General features: G+C 68.3%; 9 protein-coding genes and 1 pseudogene. 7 read left to right on the top strand and 3 right to left on the bottom strand.

Features of this window, described 5'->3' with window-relative positions; translation table 11 throughout:
* Window positions 1-25 precede the first annotated feature (25 nt).
* Together RKD23_RS39335 and RKD23_RS39330 are read right to left on the bottom strand one after the other, a co-directional pair.
* A protein-coding gene (locus RKD23_RS39335; protein WP_424858125.1) for an IS5 family transposase occupies window positions 26-957 on the bottom strand; the annotation gives its coding sequence in 2 pieces (ribosomal slippage) (window positions 26-585 and window positions 585-957; 933 coding nt in all).
* Window positions 958-1,721: 764 nt separating this feature from the next.
* Window positions 1,722-2,705 (bottom strand): helix-turn-helix domain-containing protein, encoded by a 984-nt coding sequence (locus RKD23_RS39330; RefSeq protein WP_424858124.1) that lies wholly within the window; start codon window positions 2,703-2,705, stop codon window positions 1,722-1,724.
* A 323-nt stretch (window positions 2,706-3,028) separates the two neighbouring features.
* Between RKD23_RS39330 and RKD23_RS39325 the strand changes: the two genes are divergently transcribed.
* The 6 genes from RKD23_RS39325 to RKD23_RS39300 all read left to right on the top strand — a co-directional run bounded on the left by RKD23_RS39325 (window position 3,029) and on the right by RKD23_RS39300 (window position 10,873).
* Window positions 3,029-4,744, top strand: coding sequence for a S8 family serine peptidase (locus RKD23_RS39325; RefSeq protein ID WP_424858123.1), 1,716 nt, complete (start codon window positions 3,029-3,031; stop codon window positions 4,742-4,744).
* A 97-nt stretch (window positions 4,745-4,841) separates the two neighbouring features.
* Window positions 4,842-6,548 (top strand): alkaline phosphatase family protein, encoded by a 1,707-nt coding sequence (locus RKD23_RS39320; RefSeq protein WP_424858122.1) that lies wholly within the window; start codon window positions 4,842-4,844, stop codon window positions 6,546-6,548.
* Between the two features lie 97 nt (window positions 6,549-6,645).
* Window positions 6,646-7,914 carry an MFS transporter gene (locus RKD23_RS39315; RefSeq protein WP_424858121.1) on the top strand — a complete coding sequence of 423 codons (1,269 nt, stop codon included), beginning with the start codon at window positions 6,646-6,648 and terminating at the stop codon, window positions 7,912-7,914.
* Complete coding sequence (locus RKD23_RS39310; RefSeq protein WP_424858120.1) at window positions 7,911-8,921, top strand: TolB family protein; 1,011 nt, start codon at window positions 7,911-7,913, stop codon at window positions 8,919-8,921. Before RKD23_RS39315 ends, RKD23_RS39310 begins: the two co-directional genes overlap by 4 nt.
* A complete protein-coding gene (locus tag RKD23_RS39305) occupies window positions 8,918-10,252 on the top strand; it encodes an L-serine ammonia-lyase (protein ID WP_424858119.1) in 1,335 nt (444 codons plus the stop codon). Before RKD23_RS39310 ends, RKD23_RS39305 begins: the two co-directional genes overlap by 4 nt.
* Before the next feature lie 99 nt (window positions 10,253-10,351).
* Window positions 10,352-10,873: an ATP-binding protein gene (locus RKD23_RS39300; protein WP_424858118.1), complete on the top strand. Its 522-nt coding sequence runs from the start codon at window positions 10,352-10,354 to the stop codon at window positions 10,871-10,873.
* 168 nt (window positions 10,874-11,041) lie between these two features.
* Here the strand turns inward: RKD23_RS39300 and RKD23_RS39295 are convergent.
* Window positions 11,042-11,329 (bottom strand): annotated as a pseudogene (locus RKD23_RS39295) (hypothetical protein); the annotation flags it as partial.
* Between the two features lie 59 nt (window positions 11,330-11,388).
* On the opposite strand from RKD23_RS39295, the gene RKD23_RS39290 reads away from it, so the two are divergent.
* Window positions 11,389-12,203, top strand: a protein-coding gene (locus tag RKD23_RS39290; RefSeq protein WP_424858442.1) for an IS5 family transposase whose coding sequence is annotated in 2 segments (ribosomal slippage) — window positions 11,389-12,112 and window positions 12,112-12,203 — 816 coding nt in all. Because the reading frame shifts where the segments join, the coding sequence is not laid out codon by codon here.
* Window positions 12,204-12,217 lie beyond the last annotated feature (14 nt).

Below are 12,217 nucleotides of genomic sequence, written 5' to 3'. Positions count from 1 at the left end.
GGACGGCTAGGCCATGTTTCTCGGATCATGTTCTGAGCCAGACCATGAGGGCCGCGACGGTGACAGTTCCGAGATAGGTGTAGGCGCGTTTCTCGTAGCGTGTGGCGACGGCACGGAAGCTCTTCAACCGGTTGATGGCGCGCTCGACGGTGTTGCGCTTCTTGTAGAGCTCGCTGTCGAACTCGGTGGGCCGCCCGCCGCGGGAACCTCGGTTCTGCCGATGTCTTTGCTGGTCGAGACGTTCCGGGATGGTGTGTGGGATTCCGCGTCGTCGCAGGTAGCGGCGGTTGCCGCGGGAGGTGTAGGCCTTGTCCGCCAGGACGCGGTCGGGCCGTTTGCGAGGTCGCCCGACCCCGACACGCGGCACGGAGACCTCCTCGAGCACCCGCGCGAGCTGGGGGCCGTCACCGTAGTGTCCAGGCGTCAGGACGAAGGCCAGAGGCCTGCACCGTCCGTCGGCGACGAGATGGATTTTGGTGGTGAAGCCGCCTCGGGAACGTCCCAGACACTCGCCGACCTGACCACCTCCTCCAGCCGGACCGTCAGTTTCCGCAACACCGGATCGACCTGGTTCGTCCCTCGCTCGGCCCCCTTTTGAGAGACCGCGGCCGCCGGTGTCTTCCTCGCGCCGGCGGCATGCTGGTGGGCACGGACCGCGGTCGAGTCCACCGACACCTCCCAGTCGATCTGCCCCGCGGCATCCTGGGCAGCCTGGATCCGCGACAGCAGCATCTTCCACGTGCCGTCCGCTGACCAGCGGCGATGCCGCTTGTAGACCGTTTCCCAAGGCCCGAACCGCTCCGGCAGATCCCGCCACTGCACCCCCGTTCGCACCCGGTAGAGGACACCGTTGATCACCCGACGGTGATCACTCCACCGGCCCCCACGGGCACCACCAAGAGGTAAGAACGACTTCAGCCGATCCCACACCGCATTCGTCAGATCACCACGGCCCATACAGCCAGCGTGACCCCAACTCCCCACTCACGTCAGGAGATCCGAGAACCGCGCCTAGGGCGCCGCTCGGCACACCCCATGCTCCGCAGATTGCGCCCCTCCAGATGAGCCCGGCGAGGGCGCAGTGAAGAAGAGCATTCGCCAACGGTGTGTCCGAGCCCCGGCTGTCGCGCGAGCCGTGCAGGGGCTCGCGGCACTTCAACCGCAGATTTCGTCCAGGGTCAGCCCGAGTGCGAGCAGTGTGCAGTCGGCCCCGGCAGGCGCGTCGATCTCGAGGCCCGTCGGTAGGCCGTTCGACGCCACACCCATCGGGCTGGCCGCAGTGCGATTGGGCCGGATGGAGGGCGGCTTCGCTCGTGCCCGCGTGGAAATCCAGGGCCGCGCTGAAGGCGAACGTGTACGACCACCCTCCACCGGCCAGCTTCATGGGCTGAGCCCGAGGGCTCCCAACGCCATCCCGCTCCGCATGAGCCCCCTTGCCCGTCGTACATTATCGCCGAAGAGGTTTGCCAGGATCCGGAAATGAGAACGTCACTGAGCTAGAGATCGCCCCAGCGAGTGAGCCGAGGACCTGCGGGTACGGCGCAGCTGCCCCGACCCAGCTGATGACCTCCGCAGCCCGTAGGCAGTCGCGTCGCATGACCGCAGGCAACACACCTGCACTTGACACAGAACCGTTGTTCCCCAAGGCCGCTGTCCAGCAGACAACACCAGTCCATGGCCGAGGCTGTTCATGATCTGGCGGGCTCCGCCGAGCATGGACATCAGATCCATCCGTTGCGCGCTGCGTGCAGAGCGAGTTGGAAGCGAGTGGCGGTTCCGGCTTTGTAGTTGAGTTGTTCGAGGTTGCGCGACAGGGTGCGGCGGCTTATGCCGAGGAGATCAGCAATGGTGTCGTCGGTGACGCCGGCTCCGAGCAGTTCCAGGATGCGCGCCTGTATGGGGCGCAGTGCGGACGGGACGCGGTTGCTGCAATGCATGGGGAAGGCGGAGCGCCAGGAGGTTTCGAAGAGGCCGGTGAGTGCGGACAGCAGGCTGGAAGGGCGCACCAGCAGCAGGGAGTCGTTGACCTCGGCCTCGACGAAGGACATCGACACGATGGCCAGCCTTCGGTCGAAGATGGTGAGTTTGACAGGGACGGTGGGCAGTACACGGGCGTTTTCGCCGGCGGCGACGCAGGGCTGGATGTTGCTGGTGTAGTAGGAGTGGTTCTGCACCGCGGACTTGGAGTAGACGACTCGGTATTCGACGCCGCGTTCCAGGTTGCGTACCTCCGTGGGGTTGGCGCTGGCGGGGATGTGGTAAGGCGGGGAGTCGAAGCGCAGGACTTCGGACTCCGCTACTCCCTCGATGTGCAGGATGCGTTCGGTGATCTGAGTGCCGGTGACGACCTCCACGAGGTCATCGCGGGCCTGTGGGCTGACTGAGCGCCGGTAGTCCCGGTAGGCGTTGATGGCCGCGGTGTGAGCCAGTTGCAGTTCGGCTGACCGGGCGTGGGAGAGGTGGTCGAGGGCGATGGCCGGGTCGACGGGAGTGGCCTCGGACCCGTCTGGGGTGCCGCCTGCGGCCAGGCCCAGCTCGGTCAGGCGGGTGATGGCCTGCTCGGCCTCCTTGGGTTTCCAGCCGAGGTGGCCGGCGAGGTCTGCGGCCGTGGTGTGGCCGGTACGCAGCATGGCCAAGTAGATCTCGGCCTCTTCCGGCGTCAGTCCGAGGCGGTGCAGATGCGCTGGCAGGTCGTCGTTGCTCACAGGGATCCTTTTCTGCCGAGCACGGGCTGGGCCGTGTGAGTTGAGGCGGCCGGCCATCCGGATCCGGTACTTCCGGGCTGCGATAGTGCCATGTCTCGGCCAGTGCCGGACAGAAAACGGTCAAGAAAAATGCGGTTGTTACTTGGAAGCTTCACCGAAGGTGATGGCTGGCTCACGCCCGATCCGGCCACTGGCGACAAGTGGCCACCACGCCTGGCCGGCACGCTGTACACCAGTCGCACCCGGCCTTCCCCGGGGCCCAGCTTTCCCTCTTCCATGGAGCCGACGTGCGTCCACGTGCCCGCATACCTGCACTTGCCGCTATGGCGGCAGCAGCCCTCCCCGTTCTCCTGGTACAGCCCTCCCATGCGGCAGACACGGCCCCACCCGGGCAGGTCCGCAACGTCGCCGGCGCCCTTCCCGGCCGCTATGTGGTGGTTCTGAAGGGCCCGGCCACGCCCTCGGCTTCAGCGCGGGAGGAGGCCGCCCGCATCGCCCAGGCCCACGGTGCGACTGTCCGGCACACCTTCAGCAGGGTGCTGCACGGCTACGCCGCCGAGATGACGGCCGAGCAGGCGCGCCGGACGGCGGCCGACCCGCGCGTGGCCTATGTGGAACAGGACGCCGTCCACCACGGCTCCATCACGCAGAGTGACCCCCCGTCATGGAGCCTGGACCGCATCGACCAGCGCAGCCTCCCTCTCGACCACGGCTACACCTACGGCACGACGGCGAGCAATGTCACCGTCTACGTGGTCGACAGCGGCCTGCGCACCACTCACACCCAGTTCCAGGGCCGCGCGAGCATCGGCGTGGACGAGGTCGGCGACGGCCGCAACGGCCAGGACTGCCTCGGCCACGGTACTCACGTGGCCGGAACCGTGGGCGGCAAGGACTACGGCGTCGCAAAGAGTGTCAGGCTCGTCGCCGTCAGGGTGCTGAACTGCAACGACTCCGCCAGCACCTCGTCGATCATCTCCGCCGCCGACTGGATCACGGCCCATGCCGTCAAGCCGGCCGTCGTCAACATGAGCATCAACGGCGGAGTGAGCAGCAGCGAGGACACGGCCATCAAGAACTCCATCGCCTCCGGCGTCACCTGGGTGGTCTCCTCAGGAAACAACAGCACCGACGCCTGCAACAACTCACCGGGCGACATCGCGCCGGCGATCGTGGTGAACAACTCCGATTCCACCGACACTCGGCGCTCCAGCTCCAACTACGGGTCCTGCACCGACCTGTTCGCCCCCGGCACCTCCATCACCTCCGCCTGGAACACCAGCGACACGGCCACCAACACCATCTCCGGCACCTCCATGGCGGCCCCGCATGTCACCGGCGCCGCCGCGCTGTGGCTCTCCGCCCACCCCACCGCCACACCCGCCGACGTCCAGACCGCGCTGATCAACAGCGCCACGGTCGGAAAGATCAAGGACGCAGGCACCAACACCCCCAACCGGTTGCTCTACACCGGCGCCTCTTCCGGGGGCGGGAGCACGGTGTTCTCGGACGATTTCGAGTCCGACAAGGGCTGGCGCGTCAACGCGGCGGGCACCGATACGGCGACATCAGGGGTGTTCGAGCGGGGCATCCCACAACAGACCACCTCCACCTACAGCAACCAGGTCAAGCAGCTGACCGCAGCGTCGGGCTCGTACGCACTGACCACCGGCGCGGCAGCCGGATCGGCCTACGGGGACAACGACCTGGACGGCGGGAAGACCACCATCTTCTCCCCGCAGACCACCCTGCCCTCCAGTGGCCCCCTGACCCTGCGCTTCACCTACAACGTCGCCCACGGCGACAACTCCAGCAGCGACGACTACCTGCGCATCCGCGTCCTGGACGGCACCACGGCCACCACCGTCTTCGAAAAGACCGGCTCCGCCACCGAAGTCGCCGGACAGTGGCAGACCGCCACCGCCGACCTGTCCGCCTTCGCCGGCAAGACCATCCGCATCTTCCTGGAAGCCGCCGACGCCGGCACCGCCAGCCTCTTCGAAGCCCAGCTCGACAACCTCACCCTCACCCAAGGCTGACCCTCACCCCCGCCCGCCCGCCCGCCTCGGCACGTTGTGCGGCCCGACCGGCCCCGGGCGGGACACCACCCCACCCCCTCATGAGGAGGTCTGCACCATGCGGCGCTCCCGCATCGCAACCCTGGCCGGGGCCTCGGCCCTCGCCCTACTGACCGCGGCAGGCACGCTCACGTCGCACTCCGCCCACATCTCCGACAACCTCGCGGCGGCTCCCGTCGCCTCGTCCGTCCCGCAGTACGACCACGTGGTCGTGGTGATGTTCGAGAACAAGAACTACTCGTCCATCAAGGGCAGCTCCAGCGCCCCCTACCTCAACTCCCTTGCCTCCCAGGGCACCCTGTTCACCAACGCCTTCGGGATCACCCACCCCAGCCAGCCGAACTACATCGCCCTGTTCTCCGGCTCCCAGCAGGGCGTCACCAACGACGACTGCCCCAACTCCTTCTCCACCGGCAACCTCGGACAGCAGCTGCTGAACGCCGGCCGCACCTTCAAGGGCTACTCCGAGGGCCTGCCCAGCGCCGGGTACACCGGTTGCAGCAGCGGCAACTACCGGCGCAAGCATGCCCCCTGGGTCGACTTCCCCACCGTGAGCGGCGCCGCGTACAACGTGCCGTACTCCACCTTCCCCAGCGACTACACCAAGCTGCCCACGGTGTCGTTCGTCATCCCCGACATGTGCAACGACATGCACGACTGCTCGGTGGGCACCGGGGACACCTGGATCAAGAACAAGCTCGACGGGTACGTCCAGTGGGCCAAGACCCACAACAGCCTCCTCATCGCCACCTTCGACGAGGACAACTTCACCTCCGTCAACCAGATCTACACCGTCTTCGCAGGCGCCCACGTCAAGGCCGGCTACCAGTCCAGCACCCAGATCAACCACTACAACGTGCTGCGCACCCTCGAAGACATGTACGGCCTGCCCCCGCTGGGCAGCGCAGCGAACAAGTCGCCCGTCACCGACGCCTGGACGACCACCGGTTCCGCACTGGCCGTAACCAACCCCGGCAACCAGACCAGCACCGCCGGCCAAGCCGACTCCCTCCAGCTGGCCGCATCGGGCGGCACCACCCCCTACACCTGGTCCGCCGCCGGGCTGCCCGCCGGACTCTCCCTCGACTCCACCAGCGGCCGCATCGCCGGCACCCCGCCCGCGGCCGGAACCTCGACGGTCACCGTGACCGCCAAGGACGCCGCCGGCGCCACCGCATCGGCGACCTTCATCTGGACGGTGACCACCACCGGCACAGGCACCACGGTGTTCTCGGACGATTTCGAGTCCGACAAGGGCTGGCGCGTCAACGCGGCGGGCACCGATACGGCGACATCAGGGGTGTTCGAGCGGGGCATCCCACAACAGACCACCTCCACCTACAGCAACCAGGTCAAGCAGCTGACCGCAGCGTCGGGCTCGTACGCACTGACCACCGGCGCGGCAGCCGGATCGGCCTACGGGGACAACGACCTGGACGGCGGGAAGACCACCATCTTCTCCCCGCAGACCACCCTGCCCTCCAGTGGCCCCCTGACCCTGCGCTTCACCTACAACGTCGCCCACGGCGACAACTCCAGCAGCGACGACTACCTGCGCATCCGCGTCCTGGACGGCACCACGGCCACCACCGTCTTCGAAAAGACCGGCTCCGCCACCGAAGTCGCCGGACAGTGGCAGACCGCCACCGCCGACCTGTCCGCCTTCGCCGGCAAGACCATCCGCATCTTCCTGGAAGCCGCCGACGCCGGCACCGCCAGCCTCTTCGAAGCCCAGCTCGACAACCTCACCCTCACCCAAGGCTGACGCATCCCTCCATCGGCTGGAGGCCGCAGCGCCCCACTCGCTTCGGCCTCCAGCACCCCTTCACCCACCGCACGCCCCGAGGAGGCGAAGTCCGGCCGTGTACCTGTCCACCATCGACCGATCCCCGCGTGAGGGCTCAGGCCGGGGCCTGTGCCACACCGCCACCGCGGTCGGCGGCAACGTCCTCGCGTTCGGCCTCGTGAGCCTGCTCACCGACGTCTCCGCCGAGATGGTCACCGCCGTCCTCCCGCTGTACTTCGTACTCACCCTGCACATGAGCCCGGCCGCCTACGGCCTGATCGACGGCCTCTACACCGGTTCCACCGCTCTGCTGCGTCTGGTCGGCGGCTATGTCGCCGACCGCTTCCGCAGACGCAAGGCCGTCGCCGCGGCCGGCTACGGGATCTCCGCCCTGGCCAAGCTGGGCCTGGCAGCGGCTGGTTCCTCGATAGCCGCCCTCGGCGCGGTGATCGTCGCCGACCGGGCTGGCAAGGGCCTGCGCACCGCGCCCCGCGACGCGCTGATCACCCTCTCCGTCCCCGAGCCCGTACTGGGTAAGGCTTTCGGCGTGCACCGGGCGATGGACAGTATGGGCGCCTTCGCGGGCCCCCTGGCCGCGCTCGGTGTCCTGGCCGCCGTCGGCACGACCGACCCGGCCGCCTTCGATGCCCTGTTCCTGACCAGCTTCAGCATCGCCACCGCCGGGCTGCTCGCCCTGGCCACCCTCACCCGCGACCCCCGCGGCGAGCACCGCCCGGCCACCCCCGTCAGCCTCCGCGCCGCAGGAGGCCTGTTGCGTGCCGCGCCCGTGCGGAGACTGATGTACGCGGCCGGACTGCTGGGACTGGCCACCGTCGGCGACGGCTTCGTCTACCTCCTGCTGATGCGACGGCAGGCCACGCCGGCTGGCTGGTTCCCGGTCCTGGCCGTCGGTGCCAACCTCGTGTACCTCCTGCTGGCCGCACCCCTGGGCGCGCTCGCCGACCGGCACGGCCGCCGCACCGTGCTGCTGTCCGGGTACGGCGCGCTCCTGGCGGTCTACCTGCTGCTGTGCAGCCCCCTGTCTGGCGCCCCCGTCACGATAGCGGTGCTGTGCTGCTACGGCGCCTTCTACGCAGCCACCGATGGCGTACTAATGGCCCTGGCCGGCCCGCTGCTGCCCCCCGGCCTGCGCACCACTGGACTGGCCTGCGTGCAGACGGTTCAGGCCCTCGCCTATTTCCTCTCCTCCCTCACCTTCGGCTTCGCCTGGGCCACGTGGGGAAGCACCGCCGCGACCGGGGCCGCCGCCGGGTTCGTGCTGCTGGCCGTCACCACCACCGGCGCACTTCTGACAGGCCGCAAGCCCGAGGAGGCCGAAGCATGAGCAGCCGCAGCATCCGCGTCACCGCCACCGTCGCCGGTCTCGTGGCACTGGCAGGGCTGGCGACCTCGGCCATTGTCGTCGCCACGCCCTCGCGATCACCTGCGCAGGCGGCGACCGGCTACGTTTCCCTTGACCCGGGCCCGCGGCTGGTGGCACGCAGCACCGCCCCAGGCAGCCGGGGCCACCTGGTCTCCGTGCCCGCCGAAGCCCCCGGCGGCCGCAGGACGGTCTCCCCCTTGTCCTGCAGCAGGCTGTACGCGGCTGGCGGCACCGGCGTCTGCCTGCGCCTGGACCCAGGGCTGACGACCTACCAACTCGCCGTGGTCGACGACCATCTCCAGACGATCCGTGAGATTCCCCTCGTGGGCGTGCCCAACCGGGCCAGGGTGTCACCCAGCGGCCGGATGGTCGCCTGGACCGTCTTCGTCACCGGTGACTCCTACAACGGAGGACGCTTCTCCACCCGTGCCGGAATCCTCGACACCCACACCCAGGAACTGACACCCACTCTGGAGGACTGGGCCCTCACTGTTGCCGACAGGCCCTACCGGGCCCGTGACCTGAACTTCTGGGGCGTCACCTTCACCCCTGACGACCGCCGCTTCTACGCGACCATGTCCACCAAAGGCCACCGCTACCTCGTCCTCGGCGACATGGCCACCCATCGCCTCACCGCGCTGATGGACAACGTCGAGTGCCCCTCGCTCTCCCCCGACGGCACCCGTATCGCCTTCAAGTCCGCCCACGGCGGCACCCCGGCCCGCGGCTGGCGTCTGTCCGTCCTGGACGTGGCCACCCGCCGGGTCACTCCCCTCGCAGAAACCCGCAACGTCGACGACCAGGCCGCCTGGATCGACCCGCACACCGTCGCCTACGCCATCCCCCGCGGGCGCAATCACTCCGATATCTGGAAGGTCCCCGCCGACGGCACGGGAAGGCCGGAGATCCTCATCCCCGACGCCGAGTCACCTGCCGCCCTGGGCACCGCCGAGGTGGGGGCCCAGTGATCAGCGCGTTCGACCTATTCACCATCGGCATCGGGCCGTCCAGCTCGCACACTGTGGCGCCGATGCGCGCCGCCCGTCTCTTCGCCACCCACCTGGCCGACGCCGGCCTGCTCGCCCAGGTCGCCTCCGTACGCATCGACCTCTATGGATCGCTCGGGGCGACCGGACTCGGCCACGGCACCGACAAAGCAGTCCTGCTCGGACTGATGGGCGAGGAGCCGGCCACCGTCGACGTCGCCACCGCCGACGAACGCGTCAACCGTCTCCGGGCGGACCGCCGAGTCCCCCTCCTGGGCGGCCCGGTGGCCGACTACGACCTGGTCCTGCGCTCCCGCGCCCTTCCTCTGCATCCCAACGGCATGACCTTCACCGCCTGCGACTCCGGCGGACAGACCATCCACACCCACACCTACTACTCCGTGGGCGGCGGATTCCTGCTCGGCGAACAGCCCGCGATCGGCGCGCGCAACCGGCACCTGCCCCACCCCTTCGGATCGGCCGATACACTCCTGGCACACGCCGGAGACCGCCACATCAGCGATGTCATGCTCGCCAACGAGACCACCTGGCGCCCCCGGACAGAGGTGTATTCCGGCCTGCTGGCGGTCTGGAACGTCATGCAGGGCTGCGTACGCCGAGGCTGCGAACGCGAAGGCACCCTGCCCGGCGGTCTCAACGTCCCCCGCCGCGCCCCCGCACTGCACCGTACCCTGCAAACAGCCGCTGGCGACGACCCTCTGCGGGCCATGGACTGGGTCGTGCTCCACGCCCTGGCCGTCAACGAGGAGAACGCTGCCGGCGGCCGAGTCGTCACCGCGCCCACCAACGGAGCCGCCGGCGTCATCCCCGCGGTCCTGCACTACTACCGCCAGCGGGTCGCCGGCGCCGATGACGAAGGCGTCGTCCGCTTCCTGCTCACCGCGGCCGCCATCGGCAGCATCATCAAGGAGAACGCCTCCCTCTCCGGTGCAGAAGTCGGCTGCCAGGGCGAGGTCGGCTCGGCCTGCGCCATGGCGGCAGCCGCACTGGCCGAAAGAATGGGAGGCACCGCGGGCCAAGCAGAAAACGCGGCGGAAATCGCACTCGAACATCACCTCGGCATGACCTGCGACCCCGTGGCCGGCCTGGTCCAGATCCCCTGCATCGAACGCAACGCCGTCGCCGCCGTCAAAGCAGTGACAGCCGCCCGACTGGCCATCCAAGGCAACGGACACCACGTCGTCTCACTCGACACCGCGATCAAGACCATGCGGGAAACCGGCGCCGACATGAGCACCGACTACAAGGAAACCGCCCGCGGCGGCCTCGCCATCCACGTCATCCAGTGCTGACCCCTCACTCGCGCAATCAGCCATGACAGATGACCAAGCCGCGATCCGCACAGCCGCTCGCACCCGGCGCCGCACCCTCCCCCTCGGAGACACCAGCTCATGCACCACGCCGCCCAAGCCCGCTTCCACGTCGCACCCACACCCGAAGCAGTCCACGCAGCACGACACCGGATAACACAAACCGTGCGGACCTGGAACGTGCCCCTCGACGAGGACCTGCACTCCCGACTCGAACTGGTGGCATCCGAACTGCTGACCAACGCGGCCCTGCACGTCCGCAGCCGACTGACCGCCGTCATCACCCTGGAAGAAGACCTCCTGGTCATCGAGGTGTCCGACCCAAGCCCGGCGCCGCCGCAACCACGAACAGCAGGACCGTACGACGAAAGCGGACGCGGCCTCACCCTGGTGGACGCGCTCTGCCTCACCCACGGCAGCGAACTCACTGCCTCGGGCAAACGCTGCTGGGCGATCCTCGCCCCACGTTCGCCAACCCCCGCCCTGGAGGCAGCTTCGCCGGACGACAGCGCCGCGGCGGACGACCTGTCCGACACCGTCCGCTGGTCGATCACGCCTGCCGGAACCCGCCTGCTCGCACAAATCCTCCCAACAAGAAGATGATCCGGCCTTCGCGCGTGCTCTGCTGCCCTCGCGCGGGTGACTTTGGGATGAGACAGGAGCAAGCCGCATCCTGCCCCAGCAGTCACCCCACCCAGCCCTTACGACTCCACGCGCCAGCAGACCCACCAGCACGGCAACCCCGCAGGCATTAATTCAATCAGTAGAAGGCAACACGCCTGGACTTGACACAGAATCGAGCTGGAAGAGACCCAGGGTCTGGGCGTCCTGGATGAGCTTGAAGGCGAAGTGGTCGTCGAGCGGGACCTGTTGGGGGTCGTCGAGGTCGACGTGTCGGCCGGTGGCGCGTTCGATCTCGGTGACGGCGTGGGCCATCGCGGACTGCATCCGTATGCCGAGCACGTCCAGCCTGATCAGCCCAAGATCTTCCACGCCCTCTTTCGGCATCTGCACCATGGGATAGCCGCCGGGTGTGGGCTGGACGGGCAGCCGGTTAACTGATCGTTTCAGAATGAAGTTCTTTGTAAGGCTTGGCGGTTGGGTGTTCTGTCGGCAGGATTTGGGTTTCTGCTGATCTTGTGCCTGATGACCTGTGGGAACGTGTGGCCCCGCTGTTGCCTGCTCGTCCGTCTCGGCGGCGCCGGTATCCCGGGCGGTTGCCGGCGGATGACCGGGCCGCGCTGCGGGGCATCGTTTACGTGCTGTGCAAGAGCGTGCGCTGTCCGGATGTTCCGGCTGCCCAGGTTGGCTGCAGCGGTGTGACGGCCTGGAGGCGTCTGCGGGACTGGACCGAGGCTGGTGTCTGGCCGCAGCTGCACGAGGTGCTGCTGGCCGAGCTGAGGGCCGCGGGCCTGCTGGACATGGACGACGCGGCCATCGACGCCTCCCATGTCAGGGCCCTCGAAGGGGGGGCTCACACCAGACCTTCGCCGGTCGACCGGGCACGTCCGGGCAGCAAGCACCACCTGATCACCGACCGCCACGGAACGCCCTTGGCTATCTCGCTGACCAGCGGGAACCGTCATGACGTCACTCAGCTGATGCCGATGCTGGACGCGATACCGCGCATCCGCGGGGTCCGCGGGCGCCCGAGGCACCGGCCGGGCCGGCTGTTCGTCGACCGCGGCTACGACTACGACAAGTACCGCCGCATCCTGCGGGCCCGCGGCATCACACCGAAGATCGCCCGCAAGGGCGCAACCCACGGCTCCGGTCTGGGCAGGACCCGCTGGGTCGTCGATCGAACCTTCGCCTGGCTCCACCAGTTCAAGCGCCTCCGGACCGCTACGAGATTCGTGCCGACCTCCACCTCGGTCTGCTTCAACTCGCTTGCAGGATCTTTTGCTTGAGACGACTCCGAACCTCATTCTGAAACGATCAGTAAGC

The organism is Streptomyces sp. SAI-170 (genome assembly GCF_049739565.1).
In the GTDB taxonomy this organism is placed as follows: Bacteria; Actinomycetota; Actinomycetes; order Streptomycetales; family Streptomycetaceae; genus Streptomyces.
This window is presented reverse-complemented; position numbering and strand designations above follow the sequence as displayed.